The 19,981-nt window shown below is 32.9% G+C and carries 16 protein-coding genes; 10 read left to right on the top strand and 6 right to left on the bottom strand.

What is annotated here, in order from left to right; genetic code table 11:
• Positions 1 to 17: 17 nt before the first annotated feature.
• The 6 genes from ACE1MS_RS23135 to ACE1MS_RS23110 all read right to left on the bottom strand — a co-directional run bounded on the left by ACE1MS_RS23135 (position 18) and on the right by ACE1MS_RS23110 (position 7,799).
• A complete protein-coding gene (locus ACE1MS_RS23135) occupies positions 18 to 1,439 on the bottom strand; it encodes a hypothetical protein (protein ID WP_447402981.1) in 1,422 nt (473 codons plus the stop codon).
• Positions 1,440 to 1,569: 130 nt separating this feature from the next.
• Positions 1,570 to 2,625, bottom strand: coding sequence for a hypothetical protein (locus ACE1MS_RS23130; RefSeq protein ID WP_447402980.1), 1,056 nt, complete (start codon positions 2,623 to 2,625; stop codon positions 1,570 to 1,572).
• A 104-nt stretch (positions 2,626 to 2,729) separates the two neighbouring features.
• Positions 2,730 to 3,482 carry a hypothetical protein gene (locus ACE1MS_RS23125; protein WP_447402979.1) on the bottom strand — a complete coding sequence of 251 codons (753 nt, stop codon included), beginning with the start codon at positions 3,480 to 3,482 and terminating at the stop codon, positions 2,730 to 2,732.
• Positions 3,483 to 4,314: 832 nt separating this feature from the next.
• Complete coding sequence (locus ACE1MS_RS23120) at positions 4,315 to 4,956, bottom strand: hypothetical protein (RefSeq protein WP_447402978.1); 642 nt, start codon at positions 4,954 to 4,956, stop codon at positions 4,315 to 4,317.
• Positions 4,957 to 6,028: 1,072 nt separating this feature from the next.
• Complete coding sequence (locus ACE1MS_RS23115; protein WP_447402977.1) at positions 6,029 to 6,607, bottom strand: hypothetical protein; 579 nt, start codon at positions 6,605 to 6,607, stop codon at positions 6,029 to 6,031.
• Positions 6,600 to 7,799 carry a ParM/StbA family protein gene (locus ACE1MS_RS23110; protein ID WP_090002782.1) on the bottom strand — a complete coding sequence of 400 codons (1,200 nt, stop codon included), beginning with the start codon at positions 7,797 to 7,799 and terminating at the stop codon, positions 6,600 to 6,602. Before ACE1MS_RS23110 ends, ACE1MS_RS23115 begins: the two co-directional genes overlap by 8 nt.
• A gap of 476 nt (positions 7,800 to 8,275) precedes the next feature.
• On the opposite strand from ACE1MS_RS23110, the gene ACE1MS_RS23105 reads away from it, so the two are divergent.
• The 10 genes from ACE1MS_RS23105 (at position 8,276) to ACE1MS_RS23060 (ending at position 19,914) form a co-directional block, all read left to right on the top strand.
• Positions 8,276 to 9,706, top strand: a complete 1,431-nt coding sequence (locus ACE1MS_RS23105) for a hypothetical protein (RefSeq protein WP_447402976.1) — start codon at positions 8,276 to 8,278, stop codon at positions 9,704 to 9,706.
• A gap of 158 nt (positions 9,707 to 9,864) precedes the next feature.
• A complete protein-coding gene (locus ACE1MS_RS23100) occupies positions 9,865 to 13,047 on the top strand; it encodes a type IV secretory system conjugative DNA transfer family protein (RefSeq protein ID WP_447402975.1) in 3,183 nt (1,060 codons plus the stop codon).
• Between the two features lie 151 nt (positions 13,048 to 13,198).
• On the top strand, positions 13,199 to 14,140 hold the full coding sequence (locus ACE1MS_RS23095) for a hypothetical protein (RefSeq protein WP_090002779.1): 942 nt from the start codon (positions 13,199 to 13,201) through the stop codon (positions 14,138 to 14,140).
• Positions 14,141 to 14,338: 198 nt separating this feature from the next.
• Complete coding sequence (locus ACE1MS_RS23090) at positions 14,339 to 15,184, top strand: hypothetical protein (protein WP_090002778.1); 846 nt, start codon at positions 14,339 to 14,341, stop codon at positions 15,182 to 15,184.
• Position 15,185: 1 nt separating this feature from the next.
• Positions 15,186 to 16,343: a hypothetical protein gene (locus ACE1MS_RS23085; protein WP_447403101.1), complete on the top strand. Its 1,158-nt coding sequence runs from the start codon at positions 15,186 to 15,188 to the stop codon at positions 16,341 to 16,343.
• Between the two features lie 11 nt (positions 16,344 to 16,354).
• Complete coding sequence (locus ACE1MS_RS23080; RefSeq protein ID WP_274996988.1) at positions 16,355 to 16,735, top strand: hypothetical protein; 381 nt, start codon at positions 16,355 to 16,357, stop codon at positions 16,733 to 16,735.
• A 577-nt stretch (positions 16,736 to 17,312) separates the two neighbouring features.
• Positions 17,313 to 17,846: a hypothetical protein gene (locus tag ACE1MS_RS23075; RefSeq protein WP_447403100.1), complete on the top strand. Its 534-nt coding sequence runs from the start codon at positions 17,313 to 17,315 to the stop codon at positions 17,844 to 17,846.
• A 22-nt stretch (positions 17,847 to 17,868) separates the two neighbouring features.
• Complete coding sequence (locus ACE1MS_RS23070; RefSeq protein ID WP_447403099.1) at positions 17,869 to 18,522, top strand: hypothetical protein; 654 nt, start codon at positions 17,869 to 17,871, stop codon at positions 18,520 to 18,522.
• A gap of 48 nt (positions 18,523 to 18,570) precedes the next feature.
• Positions 18,571 to 19,020, top strand: coding sequence for a hypothetical protein (locus ACE1MS_RS23065; RefSeq protein ID WP_447403098.1), 450 nt, complete (start codon positions 18,571 to 18,573; stop codon positions 19,018 to 19,020).
• A gap of 90 nt (positions 19,021 to 19,110) precedes the next feature.
• On the top strand, positions 19,111 to 19,914 hold the full coding sequence (locus ACE1MS_RS23060; protein ID WP_447403097.1) for a hypothetical protein: 804 nt from the start codon (positions 19,111 to 19,113) through the stop codon (positions 19,912 to 19,914).
• The last annotated feature ends 67 nt before the right edge of the window (positions 19,915 to 19,981 follow it).

The raw sequence follows: 19,981 nt of genomic DNA, 5'->3' as shown, positions 1-19,981 counted from the left end.
ATTCACCACCTTTTCTATTATTTAAAAATAAAGAATGTAAAACCTATAGCTGAAATTAAAGCGCCCAGCAATGCTGTCAACAATAGGTGTTTTCCTTTAATCCTTAGTTCATGACTCTTTAGGTATAACTTTAAAAGTTGCTTAAATACTTCTCCTGACTCTTCTGGTACTTCATATGGATTTGAGTGTTTTTCAAGTGGATATACAACATATTTTTTTAATCTTGACTCAAGATCATTTGTTGACTTAAAGTCACTGCTTGGTACCAAAAAAACAAGATCCTCTGTCGAATCAACATTAAGTAAAAATTCCTCTATCCAGTGATATTTCCATTCATCAGCTGTTGCAACAACGCATTTAATATGGGAACGATTGAATTCTGTTCTAAATTGTGAGTTTCGTATATCGCCAATATCTAAAACAACAAATTGGAAATTGGTATAAACTCCACTAAGATCCATGTCATCTCTATATTTGATATGCGTGATGCCTTGGAAGTTAAATTCTTTTTCATTTAATGTTATTGTTTCACCCTCAATTAACGAATGTATTCTATCAAAATCCATATTCTTATTTGCCTCAACCAATGCTACATTATGACCTGCCTTACTTAGAAACTTGGCTATGTTAATTGCAGTATTTGTAGCACCTAAATGTTTTTCAACAGCCGCAACTCCAATTAGTACTGTACCAACTACTGGCATTTTGTTCGTAAAAGAATTTTCATTCTTCTCGAATATCCATTCATCATTTACTGATTCATTAGTTGTGTCCTTTTCAGATACTGTCATCTTAGGTAAAGAAATATTAGGTTTTGGAATGTTCGGTTTTGGAAGTTTACTTAAAAAGTCCATTGGATTTTTTTTAGATTCAGAACTATCTTTGCTATCTTTATTATCTGAATCCCCTGTTGACGGTTCTTGACTTTGTGATTCAGACTCAGGATTAATAAACTTTACTTCAAGAGTTTGAGTTTTTGATAAATCTCTTCTCCACGGTATTTCCCTGTTAACAGTTCCATACTTTAGAGCCATTGAAAATGACATTGGGCTTTCAAATGATTCTTTCAAGTTATGAACATTAAACTTAATCCCGTTACGAGCGAAGAAATTATAGATACCCATATTAAAAAACTCAGCCAATAATGGGTGTCCTTCTGGATAGTCAGATAACACAGTGAAAATAACTTTTTGGAATTCGGGTGTCTGTCGAATACTTAGTACAACGTCACTTAATACTTCTAGACGATAGTCACTGTTTTTCTTTGCTAAATCTGTTTTGAGAAGAATGCCATCGATTTTACCTGGGTGCTCACTGATACAAGTAATCAAATCTTCTACACATGAGACTATGTCCAGGACATTGCAATCCACCTCTTTCAGTTTTTCCCGTAGTGATTTTGCAAAATCAGTATTTGAAGTGGCGATAATAAGATTCAAAATTATCCCTCCTTTGTAGAAAACAAAAAAAGCACACATTACCCCCTTTAAAGGATAATGCGTGCTTCGCATTGTAAAATTTTAGTATTAAATTGGTTGCTTTATGTGGAATATATTAGCATATCCTTTTTCAGGTTGCAATAGCCAAAAAAACTTTCCTTACAAATTCTTCATTTTGAATAACTTTACTTCTATATATAGCTTCATTTGGCATTAATGGTTTTAAATCAGGTATTACTGAATGTAAATTAAAGTCTGCGGATTGATCCATCCCATAAAACATATGGCTTACTTGCGGATAATGATTTGGAAACAATTGAGGAGACTGAATAAACAGAGCATGTTTTTGCTTAATAAGGATTTCATCAGTTGAGATCATAGTTAAATTAGCCAGTAATTGGATAACTTCCTCAATAATATCTCGTCCAGTTTGATCTATTGAAGGATTAATAAAGTTCTTACTAAATTGTATCATCGTTAATAAACTATCCATATGCTCATCATTAAAGTCTCTTGCATAGTGAATATTTGTAATTGCCCAAGCCCCTATAAAAAAGGATTCTAATTGTTCCTTAAATGTAGAACCATTTACATGATATAAAAAATCAGTTATACCTTTATCGTCGTTATATTTAATCCCCCACTTTACTATTTGTAGTTTTTCCAAATGTTTTACTAAGACTGTCTTTTCGTTTGTTTCAGGCATTTCATCAATTGCTCTTAAATAACCCGCAAGAGGTCCTTCTTCAGTCCGATAATACTTCATTTGAGGTATAAAATTGGCTCGTTCTTTTCCATTTACATAACACAACAACTTAAGATAAAGTTGAACCCACTTCATTCTTGTTTCTTCAAGTTCTGTTGCCCCTTCTTCAGTCGACAATAATTCATAATCGTATAAGTTAATAATATCTTTATCCACATATTGATCTTGTATCATTTCAGTAGATAAATGTAATATCCGCATTTGATGTTTACGAGCAGAAGTCTTGATATGATTTATAAATGGATGATAAACATCATCGTGCATAAATCCAACTCTAGCAAAAATTGAATGCTGCCAGTCCCAAGTTATTGAGAAATCATATGGCTTATACGCTAAATAAAAATAATCACTGAATGTTTCTTGTTCTTTTATTTCTCCCCCAACTGCATTTAACTCTAATTCGTCTTTAGACATTTCCATCATTTTTCCCCTTTCACACAAAAAAAGCACGCAGTAATCCCCCTAAGGAATTACTGCGTGCTTCGCTAGTAATACTACTATTCTATTGGAAAAGAATTCCGAATTCAACTATTGGTTTGCTCAATAATCCATTCCATAAATTTCTTTTCAACATACTCATCAATAAATTGTTCGCGCTCTTTTATTTTTTCCCTCTTAAAAATCAATCCTTCAAATCTTTCTGATGGTGATTTCTTATCCCATTCAGCACGAGCATGGGCCCTAAATTCACTTTGTTTTTGCATAACTTCAACCATTGTCCGATTGACCTGTTTTTCATTAGCCTGTTTCATCTCAAGCAATTGTTGTTGTATATCATTTCTTTGGCCAACTTCAAGCTTTACTATTTCAATTAAGGTCTCTTTAAATGATTCTTTAAATTCCTCTAGCTGTTTTGTAATTTCTTCTGAGGTTTCTTTTGTACTAGTTTGTGAATCCGTTGCTTCAGGTTTAGGACGACATGGTAAATCCCTCTTAATAGCATCGAATATTTGGGGTAATTGCCAAGAAATTCCCTTATTAAGTTTCTTTGAACGTTTTATAGCAATGAATTCAGCTATATTCAAATCCATTGGATCATAAATCTTAACACCATTTATTCGATTCAAATAATGAATATCATCATTTTCTAAGTCTCTAAAGTAATTATTAAGTGTATTTACAGTAATATTTAAGTCTTCATTATATTTCTGTTTGAAAGTTTCATTCATAACCTCAGTAAATTCTGTTATCTTCCAAGTTTGTAAATAGTCCACATCTGGAGTTGTATTTTCTTCACCTTCATTAATAGTGACTAAATTTGTTGTTTCATCAGACAATACTACCCCTCCTCTCTTTCCTTCTATATAAATAAAATACCACATTAACCTATCGATAATCAATAAACGCTTGATATTAAAGGGTTTTTCAGACTTCATAATAACAACTACGATAATTTATCGAATCAATTAAAATATCATTTAATATACCAAATTAGTTATCTATACATTAATCATTTATCAAACCCAGACAATCGAAATAACTTAACGATAAAGCAAATTACGACATTTATCTATCAACTGATTATCCCAATATTTCCGCATCAACAATCCGTTAATCTATCATTAATTAATTAAGAAGCAATTGATAATCCTATCATTATCCTGTTAATCATTTTACATTATCTATTAATCGAAAGATTAATTATCAAGTAAGATTATATTAACGATAGAACACTCGAATATATTAACATTCGTATAACGATATATAAAGGTTAATATATCGTTAGATATTAGTTTACCTGGAGAATAACGATAAACAATCACGTTATACATTAATTAATCTAATATTAATAAATCATTTAACTAAACATCATCGATAATTAATTTAAATAGATGAAAGTTAATTATCCGATGATGAATTCATTATCAATATAATAAATATACATATATTTTATATGTATTTTATACTTATATTATACACACAAATTTAATAATGGTTATTTTATACGTATATTATCATTATGTTTTGTGTGTATATTTATCTTAATATTGATTGTATACACACAAAATATACGTATATTATCATTATGTTTTATATAATAAACCAGGTAGGGGAGGGGTTAATATAAAAAAACACCACTTAAATCAGTGATGTTTAACAATCTTTAATTTAGTTATCTCTCCAATTATTAACTAAATACTCTTCTATGATTTCATTAGGACCGTTTAGTAATGTAGTTGTATTTGATCTAACCTCATCCATAATTACAGAAAGCATAGAGGCCCATGTATAATCAATGCCTGTTTCATTATCATTAACATAATTCATTAATTTCTTTAACTCTTTCATCTTATTTTTATCAAGACCTTCCTCTAAAAAGCCTTTAACATAATCATCAACTATACTAAACTCGCTAATCGCATTTTCAATTAGTGTTGCTGTTACTCGTGCTTTAGCACAACCCAAACAATAAGCTAGGTCCTCTAAAGTATCGTTAACGTTAGTAGTGACCCTTATTGTAATACGCTCACAGTCTCCAGATTCTGTTCTACGTATAATGGAAGGATTATTATTATTGCCTCTATAAAAGGTATTTTCAATTGCTATATCACGTTTTAAATGCTTTGAAAGCACTTCTAAAATCCCTTTATTGCTAAGAGCTGCTTTACATAAGTATTCACCAACGTCTTTAACTGGAGTTTCTGTTATGTCTGCTAACCGATAAATTGCGATTTTAGCATCCAATAAAATGGTTGGTTTTATGTTAGTTTTTTTATCACTTCTTACTTTACGTTTTTTAGTGACTTGCATGTTTATCACCCGTTTCTAAAAATCTTATTCTACCCAGTGGGCAAGAGGTATTTCCATAGTATGAGTATTTCTCTAACAGTATGAGTATAAAAAAGAGTTTTTGGGGTCAAAATAAAAATGAAAGGGGAACTCCAGTAATATTTGAGTTTTCAAGTGTTCAATATTTATGTTTTTGTTATTACTTGTTGAACATAGCCCTTCCCAAATCTTAATAATAGGGGAAGATAGACATGATAAAACTTGCCCACTGGGTTATTAGCTAATGTTTATTTTGAAGTAAATACAGTGAATAGGGGTGAAATACATGGAGCAAAAAAAGAACAGATTGATTGCCGAAGTGAAAAATCACACTAAAAAGTACGGCTTTCCAGTAAAAAAGAAAGATGAAATACAGAAGGGGAAAAAGGATAAAAAATAATATATTAGTATAAACAAAACTGTACAAGTTAGGAAATTCAGCAGCAAGAGTGGATTTAAAACTGAAGTTTTACATACTCACATTAACACTCTGCTCCCCCGTAATACTAAACCGGCAATTTAGTAAAATAACTCTTACCCACTGGGTTATTGGGCAAGAGTTATTTAGTCATTCCTTCTTACTGGGCAAGGGATATCTTTTACTTAATAAGAGAGATAGGGGACTGAATAAAACAGGTGGGGGACTGAATAAAAGGGAGATTTATATTTCAACAAGTATTGATATCAACTTTTGCTAATTGTTCTATATTTTTAGTCCCTATTCTAAAATAACTTTTGAAACGAATTTACCTAATCTAAAATCTGTAAGTAGACCCTTTAGGCAGGTACATAATCTGCAGCTTATAAAAAAAGAAGCCTCTTAAAAATTTAAATATATGGTGAATATGAACAGTCTTTGGGTAAAGCTGAAATTAAGTATGTTATCTGCATCTTTTTCAGCTAAGGGGTTAATAAAAAAAAATCTAGACTATGATTAATTGATCATTATTCAACACGCTTACTTTTTAGGCAGTAAAATCTAGCGTTTTAACCAACTTCCAATTACCACCATCTAGACTAAATAAAAAACCGTACAAATGATGTACGGTCTTTTTTATTTACCCTTTTTCGGCTTGATCATGTTGCCGAATGGCATCATGGAACTTGTCTTAATTGAATTCAAACCGTTGCCCTTACTAGTAGGTATTCTTTCATTATTCTCTTCAGAAACTTCATTTTGAACAGGGGATACTGATTCATTATCATAACCTAAACTATTAGATTCTATTATTTTTATATCTTCAGAAGATGATGATTCTTCTTCTTTGTTTATTACTGGACGAGCAGCAATAATTATTTCTTCTGCTCGTCCAGTATCCTTAAGACTATCTATATCATTTTCTGAAGATACATTTTTCACTTCCGGAACTATAACTTCATTTGTTTGATGTGAGATAGGAACATTATTATTAAAATTTGGAATGTGTGCATTTACTCTATAGTTTCTAGGTAACAAATCATCAATATCTGTATTACCATACATTTGGTACAGTAAGATAAGCCCAAGCATACTTGCACCAGATATATCTGATTGCTTGTTTATAAATGAAAGTAGTTCATCATCAACAGTCCTGTTTATATAGACCTGATAGCGATCCCCATGTTCATATTTAGTGGTTCTTCGTTTAGACACTTAAAGCCTCAAGATAATTGCTTTTTAGTTCTTCAAAGGCAGGGGTAAGGGCAAATATAAGTAATCCTTTTGCATTTGTAAATTTAGGATCAGGAGCAAAAATAACCTTATCGCTGTATTCTTCTAATAATGGCATTAATGCATTTTTATATAGAAGAGCTCCTCCACCATATAAAACAATACGTGCTCTTGATGGCATTTTTTCATAAATACTCTTTAGACTATCTGCAATAACAATTGCATCGTCATTCAGATACATAGTAGAGAAATTCTGTAACTTTGTAGAGTTAAAAATTTCTGTATTGCTATAAATTTCAGTGAACTGTGTTAAAGAATGAATTTGATCTTGTTTTTGCAGTTTGTTCCATTCTGTTCGGATTTTATTTACGGATTCTTTAGTTCCTAATTCAAACCCTTCAGAATTTTCATAGTCAAAATCAACCCCCATCATTACAGCACAATCTAGTGAACCAGCTCCAATATCACCCATAAGTAGCTCTCTGTCTTCAAATGTTACTTCGGACTTATTTAAATCACCAGATTCGTCCTCTTCAACTATTTCATAAGTTTTCAAGCTACCATCTATATTATAGATAATTGCATAACCACCAATTGCTCCTTCTGGTAATGTCATCGCAAATTCAATAACAATTGTAACTAAGATTTCTTCTCCATTCGGATAATGGAATTTCATCTCATGTGTACCAATAAATCTCTCAGCATGTTTTTGGAAGGCTTCTTCATCAATCTGATTTAAAGGCAAACCTAAATTTAAATCATAATGTACTGTAATTGATTTGCTATCTGGATTATTTCTTATCGCATCTACCAGTAACCCTGCAAGCATTGTTCTCGCAACGATTTCAGAAGTATGCTTTTGGGCATGCTTTGGCGTTTCTTTGGGCTTTGCCCCCATTGATTTCAATGTTCTTTTACCGATAAGATAACGCTCATTAGTTTTTGTTAAAGCTTTTGACGATAAGAATGTAATATCTAAATGTTCATGAATATTTTTTGGTGTTACGACTGTTGAAGCTAAGAAGTTGCCTTTGCCGTTTGCGTTAATAACGATGAGTTCAGCTGTTGGGATGGCTAGTCCTTCTTCAACTCCCTCAAAATACATCTTTGTTTCACCATTGCCTCCATCTACACCAGCTCTTCGTACTACATTTTTAATTCTTTTTTTTGTCATTCAAAATCCACTCCTAATAATTGTCCTGGCTAACCTTATTTTCTGTCTTAATTATACAGGGTAAGATTACCACCCGTCAACACATTATACACACATTACATACACACAATATACGTATATAAAAATCTATATGTATATTGTGTGTATATTGTGTGTACGATATTTTTTTAGAGTTAAAAATTGTTTATATTTAGAAGAAGTTATTATAGGACTTTTCATGGTATTACATATCTATTTTTTCTTACTAATTGGGAATTCTCTAACTCAATAATTGTATTTTTTTAACAGATTATTATTTTTGTATTTGTTCCCTAGAAGGGGCGCTTAGCAGTAGTGCTGGCAGCACACTGTAAAAGCGCCGTATGTCAGCGCCATATTAAAAGTTGGTAATAAAGCACTTTTCAACATTTTTTTCAGCTTCTCTTGAACCCCGAACTTCATTGACCTAAAATCGGAGTTAAAAGCAGAAGGGAGAATTGATAGAATTGGCACCCCCAACTTATAAGAAATTGAGCAATAAACAACTGGAAATTTTAAAGTTCATTCTAAAAGTAAGAATGGCTAAGATTCATCATATATTGAGTTATTTAAGACCTGAACTTAAGGGGAAAACTCGAAAGGATAAAGATTTCGAAAGTGGAAGAAAGGTTTTAAGCAAAACCATGAGGCTTTTACAGGAAGTTGGTTACTTAAAGCAACATCGTGTATCAGATTCGTCTGAAGTATATTACTATTTGACACAAGAGGGGCAAAACGAGATTTATTCTTTCCTGGGAATCACGGAGTTGGATAAGTATAAACATTCGGGGTTCGACTTTGATTTATGCTACTTTCCTTGGAGAGTACCACCTGTTGAAAATATACATTCTCGTTTTCAAACAGAGATTCAATGCAACATTCTGGCTTTTAATCGACAAGTAGAAGAGGCGGCAAGTGATCTTAAAAATGACAAGTGGGTATTTGGCGGTATAAAGCTAACGGACATATGTTCATTACGAGATAACTTGCATTCCTCACCACGAAGTTCAAATTTAAAAGAAAATATGCAATACAAACCTGATGGCGAAATTTGTTTAAATCTATCTCGTTATGATGATCAAGGAAACCTTATAGAAACATATGGTGAATTAGCGTATTACTTTATGGAATATGACAGAAAAACAGAGTATGGGGAAAGGCTTCTTGCAAAATTTAGACGGCTAAATAATCGTTTGAGGGAGCTTAAGGAAAAAAATGAGCTTAAATACTACAAAGGAATGATAGTTGTATTAGAAGATCCACGTTATACAAACAATCAAAAGGTAAATGATTTACAGGTTAATCTTCGTTATCTTAATTTCTTAAAAGCTTTTAATGCTATGTGTGGTGAGTTCATTGATGAATTCAATATTATAGCCACCACTGTAAGTAATCTTGAAAATACAATTCTGTCATTAAGAACTGAATTCAGTAAAGCATTTAAATACCCGCTAATTGAAGCGTTCCGTTTAAAAGAATTACACAACACCTTCAACTATTCAGATCCCATTACGGACGGATTGTTGTTTGATTACTTTAAACATACTGGTGATGTACTAGGACGTTTTACGAGTGATAGAAAGTACTATTGTATTTTCTTTAACATTGAAGGGTTAAATACTCAAAAATGGGAAAGGTGTATTAAGATTTTTAACAACCTTCAAAGGGTTGCTGTCGAAAAGAATGAAGCGTATGTTATTGTACCAATAGTTGTCTTTAGGAAGCTGCAACCATATTCAAGGGGACTAATTGATGCTACTTTTAAGACTGGGGTAGAAAGTTTGTTTTACGACCGATTACATATTATGGATCTCTGCAGTAATCCCCCCGTTCTAAAGAAAGGGTTAGAACGTATTGATTTCCTGGAATCTGTCTTCATAGTTAAGTAAATTTGTGCCCTTGACTTTATACATTAGAAACATATAATTAGGGTTAGAAAAACAAATAATCGCACGTTCGGAAGCACCGAACCTCCGCCTTAGAGTTTATTTTAGGGTGTTGGTTTCGGTGCTTTTTGTTTTTCAAAAAATAAGAAGGGGGGGATTTAATGGGCTTCTTACAAAAAAAGGAGAAGCAAGAGGTCTTAATACAAACGGATACTGAACATGGTATCGTACGTGAAGGAATCTTAAAAACCCGGTTCAAAAAGGCTATTAAGAAAACCAAACGTGAAGAATTTGTTCGTATGACCTTAAACTATCGATTAGTCACAGTGTTATCATGGCTTAATTTTACTGTTTTACTACCCATAGCATTTTTCAGCTGGGTAATGAGTCTATTAGGAATGTTTGAATTAGCATTATTAAATAAGCTTCCCTGGTGGCTTTTTATTTTGATATGGGTTTCGCCTTACTTTACTTGGCACTACAGTACTATCACAATACCTCAAAAAAAAGGACCAGTTATACTTAAAGATTGGTCTAAAACGAAAAAGGGACGATGGAAAGCAGCATTTTTTAATCTGGTTACTTTTCATATCTTAACCTGGTGTGCTTTTGCTAAGTATATTGCAGATTATTTTCTGGATTACTTAACCAGCGTTCGAATTTCAGAACCTTACAAAAACATTATCATGACTGATGATTTAGATTCTTTAATTCTAATTCTATTCATCACACCAGTTATCTTCAGTGCAATTGCACTCTTTTTACAATCACGTGATTATATGATAAATAAGGATTTACTTCAAAATCATTTTATGACATGGGAAGCTCCATATATCAAACGGTTTGCACATGAATATAAACTGGATTCTTGTGATGTTATTGTCGGATTCGATGTAGAGTCAAAAAAGCCGATTATCATCAAAGAGAATGAAAGATTTTTACATGAGGCTATAATAGGGGCTACTGGTTCTGGTAAAACTTCAACCACACTATTATTACGAATAGCACAAGATATTTTAAAAATAGCTACAGGGCAACGGGATATGGGTCTAATTTTCTTGGAACCTAAAGGTGATGGTGTAGATGATGTGTTAACCATTTGTAAAAAGCTTGGCGTTCCAGAGGAAAAAATCAAAGTCATAGATCCCACAAAATCTTGGTCAATAAAATATAATCCATTCGGTGGGACTAGAGAAACAGCAGCCTCAGGATTTCAAGGTACATTAAATGCACTAACTGGAGATCAAGATGAATTCTTCAAAGGACAACAAAACGAAGCAGCGAGTACGTATACTTTATTAGCTAAAATTCGATTTGGTCCTGCAACAAATATTCTTCATATTCAGCAAATGTTTACAGACCCTCGTTATCTAGCTGATATAGTAGAATTTGTTCGAAAAACAATAAATTCAAAAAGGGAAGATCCTTCTTTGGAAAGTAGTATGCGAGCAGAGTTAAATTCATTTGAACAAATCGTTTCATATTTTGAAAACGAGGTACTTGATTATAAAACTTTCCGTGATAAAGAAGAAATTAAACAGGTATTATACCCTCCAGATCATAAATATGCTGGACGCCCATTGGTTGAAAATAAGAAGGATAAGTTTGTTACTGGTGCGAAAAAATATCTTAATGAGATTGCTTTAAATTCTATGCTTAAAAGTTTATTTGTTTGTAACGATGGGGAAGAAGCTTTTGATGCGGACAAGTTTTTACGTGAAGGTGGTGTCGTATTAGTAAATACTGCATTAGGGGATCTAGATGAATTATCTCTTTTATTCGGACAATTCTTTATTCGACAATTCCAAAGTGCTGTATTCCGCCGCGCTAAAGAATGTAAAGAAACAGGAATTGAACGAATACCCATTATGTTCTATGTAGACGAATTCCCACTGTATGCTAATGAGGCATTTGAGCGCTTCTTAACCCTAGGACGTTCTTATAAAGTAGGTGCTGTTATTGCCATGCAGTCTATCGCTCAATTAGACTCTGTAGGATTATCCTATCGTAAGTCAGTTATGGGAAATGCTTCACATAAAACAGTTTTTGGTCGAGGACCTGTTGAAGATAATGAATATTTCTCAAAAGAGTTCGGAGAACAGCTTAATGTTGTAGAATCTATGAATGAATCAGGATCTCCTATGACGAGTGAAAAACAGACATGGGGTTACCGATTAAATACTCAAAAAGAATTGCAGCCACGTTTCTCACCAACAGACATCCGTGAATTACCCTTTAAAGAAATGATTGTTCAAGTAGTTAATGAGCGAAACAGTATCGGAATACCGAAGAGGGCTGTTGGTCAATTTGTTCATGAATCAGCATTTATTAACCGATTTATGGACTTAGTAGCTAGTGACATTAAATCAACAGAAGAAAAAGATTTTAATGTCACGGATCATGTATCACAAGACAAACTAGATTCACTCGTTACTAATGTAAAGGTTGGGTATGAATCTATGGAACATATGACAACTGAAGAAGAAATTTTAAATCTTACAGACTTTCATAGTGCAATTCCAGATGAGTTTATGCCCAATGTATCTGCTATTGGTGATTCTGTACAAGAATTTGAACATAGTTCAAATGACAGTGGATTTATGTCTCCACCACTCCAATCACAAGCTATTCTTTTGCACAGTGAAAACAAACATAATAACGTAATTCAATTCCCTGTTTCTGAAGGAATACTAAAACACGAATATGATGGAACGGGTATTAACAACACCATCCCATCCCATCGTGATAAAGATAAATCCGAGAATGGAGTAAGAAATACTGAAGCTATAGTAGAAATCACTTCTAATTTTGATGATACGGCAGCATGGTTAAGTCAAATGGAAGAACAAGTGGCTGAAAATACATCAGAAGTAGCTTCTACAAGTAAAAAAGTGGATTCCAAGGTTAAACAGCCATCCGAAGATGTAGTTGATTTTATGGTTTGTGATGTACTTACAAATAGCATAGATGAATCGCAGATGCAAATTGATGTGGTACAAGAACCTCTTGTTCAACCTAAGATGGAACCACCTATGTTAAAAGTTAATATTTCTGCTACAAGTTCTGGTGTCGATAACGATAAAGTATTAAATAAAGACGCACATACTAATACAGCTGTAAAACAATATAGTCAATTAAATTTGTTCAATGATGGTAATGTTGAATCTCAAAACATTATTAAAACAGAAAGAAATTCAGAGGGTAGTGAAACCAACCTTTCTGAAAGGAAGGAATCAGTTGTAGAGCAGAAAGTATTTTCTAAAGCAAATAAGAAAAGAAAAATTGAGGTTGTTATACCAGGTAAGCATTTTGTTTCTGAAGATGTTATTGAAGAAGACATTTAAAACCTATTGGTTCATTTCCCTTAAATTGATAAAATGACTTCAACATAATTAATATTTAGAAGAATGTTCGGAAGCACCGATTCTTTCGTCTTTTTAGACGTGGGTTCGGTGTTTTTTTTTGAGTTTTTCTACAAGAAATGGAGGGTATCAAATGCAAACAGAAAAAACAAATGAAGTACCTTTGTATCAAGATGTTTTAACTGTTCTAGGACAACCTTTATACCAAAGTATATTAAAGAGTGTAAGCGGGAAATCGAAGTGTGGATTTGTATTATTCGACTCAAATAGTAAGAAAATCGATGAAGTCTTAAATTTATGTAAACGACTTGAAATCCCAACTGAAAGGATTCAAGTATTAGACCCAACAAAATCTTGGTCATTAAAATTCCAGCCATTTAGTGCAGATTCAATAGAATCAGCGTCTAATTTACACAAAACTATGGACATTTTATTATGGACCAATGAGGAATTTCTCAAAAATGTACAAACCGAACTAGTTTTTGCACTTACACAATTATCCATTATATCCTTTGGCCCAGAAACAACCATTAATCATGTTATACAATTATTATTAGAACCACGTTTCTTGGCAGATACTGTTGAACACCTTCGTGAGCTATACAACAAAGAAGAAAAAACGACATTCAATTCTATTAAAAATCCAAAGAATACTGAGGATTTGCTTAAGTATTTCGAACATGAAGTTCTTGATTATACATCAGAAGGATTGAATCCTGTACTATATCCAGATGAACACAAATATTCAGGTCGTCAAATTGTTGAAAATAAAAAAGAACGCTATTACGACGGAGTTAAGAAGCTTTTTAATGACTTTTTAAACTGTCCATTAATCGCCAATATATTTGACTATGAAGAGGGAAAAGACATTTTCGATTCAGAGTTATTTATTAAAGAGGGTGGAGTTTTATTGGTTAATTCAGCTACGTCAGAGGCTAATAATAAGGTACCCCCTCTTTTTGGTCAGTTATTTTTAACGCACCTCCAAAATGCAGTAACTAAACATACTAAAGAATGTGTAAAAGCTGGAGTTAGATCTACCCCTATTATCTTCTATCCATGTAAATTACTATAATACCAAACAACACTCTCTATCTCTGCGAATTTTTTGTTAGGTATTGCAAAATATAGAAATAAAGGGTATATTGTTTGTAAACTAAGTTAAATAACCTTTCAGAAGAATGTTCGGAAGCACCGAATCTTTCGTCTTATTAGACGTGGATTTGGTGCTTTTTTGCGTTCTTTGATTGTCAAAATAAGGAGGAAATGATTTATGACAATGTTAGAAGAACAATTAAAAGAAAAGCGAATGTATGCTGAGGCTAATTTAAAAGATGCTCGCCGCTTCAAACGATTTATTACAGTAACTAGTGTCGGAATTGAAGAACTGCAAATGGCAGGTACAGCGATTGAATGCCTAAAAGTTTATTACGATGGTATTTATGGTTATATTCCAAAAAACAAGATGGATGACTATGAATTCAGATCACTTTATGCATTTGTTGACGGCGACTTTGAAGTTATTGTTGAAGATGTTATATCTGATGAAAATAGTGCTTACTTCATTGCGAATCGAACAGAAGCATTAAGCATCCAAGCTAACCTTTTTTGGAATTCTGCTAAAGAAGGGAAAGTTTACAGTTCATTTGTTTCAGGCGTAGATAAAGCCAATTTATATCTAATTGTCAATGGTGTTCGATCACGTATGCCAAAGGAAGAATATTCTTATGCTTATTACAAAGATATGCGGGAGGTTGTTGGCAGAGGTGAACGTATTGATGTAAAAATAATTTCTATAAATGCGGATGAGCAAAAAGTTAAGTTCAGTCGACGTATTTTAGAAGCAGACCCTGCTGTATTTTTAGCAGATTACAAACCTGGTGGTTCATATGCAGCTGAAATCAACAATATTAATCCGGAACTAGGAGTCTTTGTAACTTTAAAACCGCACAACATCTCAGCATTGGCTCCATTCCCTTCCATGCGTGTTGGGCAACACCTTAATGAAGGGCAAAAATGTCAGCTAAAAGTTAGTCGTGTGGATATGCAAACAGGGCATATTTATGGGCATATCGTTCTCCCAAGGGTTAACCAAATAGGAAAGGCTAGTCGTTCATAAAATGACTGCACAAGATATTAGCATTCAAAATTTTGTAGAAGGTGATGTTGAAGAACAGGCAACCCCTGTTCTTCAAAAAAAATTATCACCAACATACTCTACGACTATCCCATATAAGTCGCCGTCGCTTCCACGCGATATATTACAATACCTTCCGCCAAACGGTAACCCTTTTAGTTTATTTGGAGATCCATATGCCCTGTTATATTTTTTACCCGTAGAATCCAATGTCATCCGCAATAGTAACTATTGGCTACGTGGAAAAGAGGAAGATAATAATTTTACAGATAAAGAGATTGCATTATTGACGTTCTTAGCCAACCACCGTGTTGCTACACGCTCACAAATTCAAAGAGCTGTCTTTTCACCCACTGACTCTGATACAAAAATTAAAGAATTCATCAGAAAGTGTTTAAGAAGCGGCATAATTGTCGCATTTAAATGGGTATCCCCCTGTGAAAATGAAAGGTTGTTACCTCATCTTTATGGACTTTCACCAGTTGGAGCAAAAGCCGCAGGTATTATATTACCAAGAACCCATGTTCCAAGAACATATCAATTTTTACCGATAAAATATGTCCCTGGAAATGCTCCTAAAATGACTGACTATTTTTCTACAGTTATAGCTAATGAATTCTACTGTAAATTGCGAGAACTTGACCGTGTAATTGAATGGTCATCACAGGAGAAATTTGATTTATCTAATGGCCGCTATTTTAGACCACACTATGCCATTAAAACAATAAAAGATGAACAGGATTTTAAATACCTTTGGTTAGAGATTATTCGACCAGTAAAGAATTGGTATTCTGACTGTATTGAGAGGTTTCAACAGATTCAATTAGCATTTACATCTTTGACAGAAGATTTACGACCAGAACTTGTCATACTATTGGTTGATGATGTATCTAGAATCCCTGATATTGCAGCATTAGCTGAGCAATACATGCCAGACAGTAGAATTCGTTTTACTACAGATGAAAGATTAATACAAAAAAATGATCCCGCAATCTTTTACACATATTTTGAAGCATCCGGTGTAAAATCTTCAAAAATTAAATTCCTAACTCCTGAATGGGAAGGTATGTCGGCTTCTGAATATCATGCGTCTTTATACAATGAAGACCTACTAATGGATGATGCGGACTATGACTATTAGGAGGTGGAAATTTGACAATTGCACAAGATAAATGGGTTGTAATTCTTCTTGAAGAAATGAATGAAGCCCGTGATTTAACACATGTTGTATCAGATGAAGCATTTAGATACCCAAAACCTTATGATGGTGACTTATACGTTGTTGGTCATGATATAAATGGGGATATTCATTTTTTATTAGTTGACAACAAGGAAAATGGGGAAGTTGAGCTTCATATCATTGAAGATGTGTATCTCTTCAATAAATTACTCGCGTATTATAGAAATGAAGAGCGTGTTCCTTCAAGTGAAGCGGACGAGAAAATCCGCTTAGGGATTGGTACTTCATTTGCTTCAGATTCGCAAATCAAGGAACAATTCATGGCCAGACTACCAATGACTCGATTTCCTTAAAACATAGCGAAGGGTGTGTAATGAATAACATTACACACCCTAAAATTAATTGAAGGAATATTTTCTATGTATCTAACAGAAGCGGAAGTTGAAAAAACAAAGGATTTTATATCCACATAATATATGTATAAAAACTAATAATTGATGAGTTACGCCTATAATCCTCCATGGGTAACTTTTGGATTTACTCATAGCATTACTTCTAATCGACTGAGGCTGATGAACCCTTGAGCATTTTTGTGAAATTTCATCCTAAAAAGCATATACCTTCATCCTTCATAACATTTAATGGGTAATGTAAGTTGTTTGGATGGCGGAGATAAATGGGGAAGTAAGGTTTGGAATACAGGGGTAGTGATTAAAAGAGTTGGCGGTCTTTTCTCTGACTAAGCTGGCAGCAGCCCAATTGTTTGCCTTTTGGAAAGGACTACATTTAATTAATGTGTTATCACAGGTTGTGGTCCTGATATATATTTAGTTGAATTACATATTAACGACATTTGCCATGTTGGAAGAACCACATGCGTACTTAGGGTACGTATGTGGTTTTTTATATGCAAAACTAGGAGTGAGTTTTATGAAAATAAATATGAATAAGAAGCTTGTCTTTAGAAGCGTGCTTTTTGTCTTACTAATAAGTGCAATTGGAGGAGGAGCATACCTCGCTGATCAAAACAGTCACGTCCAAGAGCAGCCGGAAATGAAATTGAGTGTTGAAAATCCTATTGAATCCTATATTCAAACTGTTTATTCAACCTATTCAAATGAAATTGTATCAATATGGGATGACCTATCTAATGGAAAAGATACCGATATCAACGAAGTGTTGATTAAGGTCAAAGAGTATAACACTTTGATAGAAAATCAGGACATAAAGTTTAATTCGTTAAATCTCCCCATTAAACAACAACTTAATACTTTTGAGAAGTTCTTAGTGGCATCGCAAGAAGTACAAAACACTGAACAGCGTAAAGTGTTGCGTAGACTATCATGGGATTTTGTTGAAGGCCATAATTCAGTTAAGGAAGGATTTATTAAAATCTTGAAAGAGAATGATGCAGAATTTACCGTTGAAGATGATGGTACAATCCTCTATCAGTTCCCTAAGTAATTTTGTAAGGAGTAGTGATTAAATGTTTAAATATTACATTTTACTTTCTCCTAAAAGGAGAGGCTCATTTAATGGCCCTACACACTCTGTTATTTGGGCATTTACCAGATCTTCCGCTCGAAACAGATTTATGAAGAAGAACAAAATTTCAAATAAGCAATTTATCTGTGAAGCTTACACCAAAACGGAACTCATTTCTGTTGGGTTAAGAAGTAAATGTAATAGTTTTTCAAAAGAACTCATTCTAAATGAAGAAGAAGAAATATCGAGAAAGATTTTATCATTTTTATCAACAAATCTTAGCACTAGGAAGTTTTATGATTACCTTGAGACCAAAACAGATTCTGAAATTCTAAGATTGAGTACTGATACAATGCACTTTGGCATCATTTTTATTCGCCAATTATATCTAAATGATTTCGACCATCCTTTATACAGGAGTCTTGCTTGCATGTTAGGTGATGGATTAGAAAATGCACCTTTTTCACTTTCAAATTTAAAAACTGGTAATCAAAGAGAGAATTTGATTAATTTTTTAGTTGATTTTTATTCGATAGCGAGAAAGCACCAAGAAGTTTGGAATGAAGTATCTCATTCCAACTTAAATTTTAATATTATCGCGCAAGCAATATTCAAGCCAAAGTACATGGCTTTTTTTGAGATAGAGAAGAACTAATTGATTTGTATTAAAAGCCAACACAGAAGTCTAATGGAGGTTGTATCAATGAATAAAAAATATTTTAAACTATCCCTTTTATTTGTAGGGGGAGGAGTGCTTGGTAGTATTATCACAAGCATTTTCTTTAGTTGGACATTAGAAAAATATATTCTTTATTCGGACCAAGTTTCCTTGGTAAACAATACAAGTGAAACCATTCTTATTATTCAAGATTACAACGAAAAAAAAATTGAGAGCAATTATGTAGTAGAACTGCTAGAACGGCGTATTGAAGGCTTTAAGGGCATTAAAAGCAATTCTTATGAATTACTATCAAGTGTGAACTCAAATTCAAAATATGCCAACTACGGCGCTGCAATTGACCAAATAGTATATAGCTTAGAAGATGTGAAAGAAAAGGTTTCGAAGAGTAATGAAATTGACGTTAAAAAGGATATGGATGAATTTTTAGATGCAATAGACAATTACACAGCATCTTTTCAAGTAATCCAATAGTCCGTCAATATTATTTAACATTAATCAAACAGTATTTCAATGGTTTGGAAACTACCCAATGACTTTCAATCATAGATAATGGAGGCTTTTATGAATAGTATAGTCGAGCAAATAAACAATAAATTTGAAGCAAAAAATACAAATACTTTTTTTGATTATGTAATTAAATCAGAAAACAGTATTGACTCCAAGTATTACATATATGTGAAGTCTGTTTATGAGCCTTCCAAGTTTAAGCAGCTTTTGGCATATATCCAATACTTTTCATATACAAGAGTCCATAAAACACACCAGCTAACAGAACTAGAATTAATTCGGGTTATTAAAGAAGTGTTCTTTTATTCAAGACTAGTTCTAATGAAAACCACAGTATATTTAACTACGGAATATACGGAAATAAAATTGCAAGAGAACTATTCTGAGAACCATTGTAGAAGAGACCAAATAACAAGCTTAATAGTAACAATTGAAGATAAAAGTCTAATTCGTTCCTTAAATAGATTAGCTAAGAATAATGGCTGGATGTACGAATACCTTATAAAAGATGAATATAATATTGATCCAGAATATTTTTTATATGTACAAAGCGCTATTGAACCATTAGAATTTAAACAATTACTTGCATTCATCCAGTATACATCTGAAACACATGTTTCCAGTCAACATAAACTGAGCGAAATCGAAGCCGTAAGCATAATTAATGACTTGTTTGGTCATGTAGAAATTTTAAGGACCACTAAACCTTTATCCCAAGATTATATACCAATTAGTTTGCGAGAAAATTATGTAAACCATTGGAAATTCTCAGACGAAATATTCCTTTTAATAGAGAAAGTGGGGGAACATATGGTAATTAGTTCGCTTAAATCTTTTGCTGTTAATAGCAACTGGTAAGTATACAATATATAAAGATTTTTTTACTTGATATAGAGAATATGCTTAGAAAGGAATGTAAATAAGA

It is taken from the genome of Lysinibacillus sp. fkY74-1 (assembly GCF_053165895.1).
The sequence above is the reverse complement of the archived record's forward strand: the minus strand, read 5'-3'. Positions and strand labels throughout refer to the sequence as shown.

Coding starts and splice junctions, on each gene's coding strand:
- ACE1MS_RS23130 (WP_447402980.1), bottom strand. CDS start 2,625: ATGGAAATGTCTAAAGACGAATTAGAGTTAAATGCAGTTGGGGGAGAA.
- ACE1MS_RS23120 (WP_447402978.1), bottom strand. CDS start 4,956: ATGCAAGTCACTAAAAAACGTAAAGTAAGAAGTGATAAAAAAACTAAC.
- ACE1MS_RS23110 (WP_090002782.1), bottom strand. CDS start 7,799: ATGACAAAAAAAAGAATTAAAAATGTAGTACGAAGAGCTGGTGTAGAT.
- ACE1MS_RS23100 (WP_447402975.1), top strand. CDS start 9,865: ATGGGCTTCTTACAAAAAAAGGAGAAGCAAGAGGTCTTAATACAAACG.
- ACE1MS_RS23095 (WP_090002779.1), top strand. CDS start 13,199: ATGCAAACAGAAAAAACAAATGAAGTACCTTTGTATCAAGATGTTTTA.
- ACE1MS_RS23090 (WP_090002778.1), top strand. CDS start 14,339: ATGACAATGTTAGAAGAACAATTAAAAGAAAAGCGAATGTATGCTGAG.
- ACE1MS_RS23085 (WP_447403101.1), top strand. CDS start 15,186: ATGACTGCACAAGATATTAGCATTCAAAATTTTGTAGAAGGTGATGTT.
- ACE1MS_RS23075 (WP_447403100.1), top strand. CDS start 17,313: ATGAAAATAAATATGAATAAGAAGCTTGTCTTTAGAAGCGTGCTTTTT.
- ACE1MS_RS23070 (WP_447403099.1), top strand. CDS start 17,869: ATGTTTAAATATTACATTTTACTTTCTCCTAAAAGGAGAGGCTCATTT.
- ACE1MS_RS23065 (WP_447403098.1), top strand. CDS start 18,571: ATGAATAAAAAATATTTTAAACTATCCCTTTTATTTGTAGGGGGAGGA.
- ACE1MS_RS23060 (WP_447403097.1), top strand. CDS start 19,111: ATGAATAGTATAGTCGAGCAAATAAACAATAAATTTGAAGCAAAAAAT.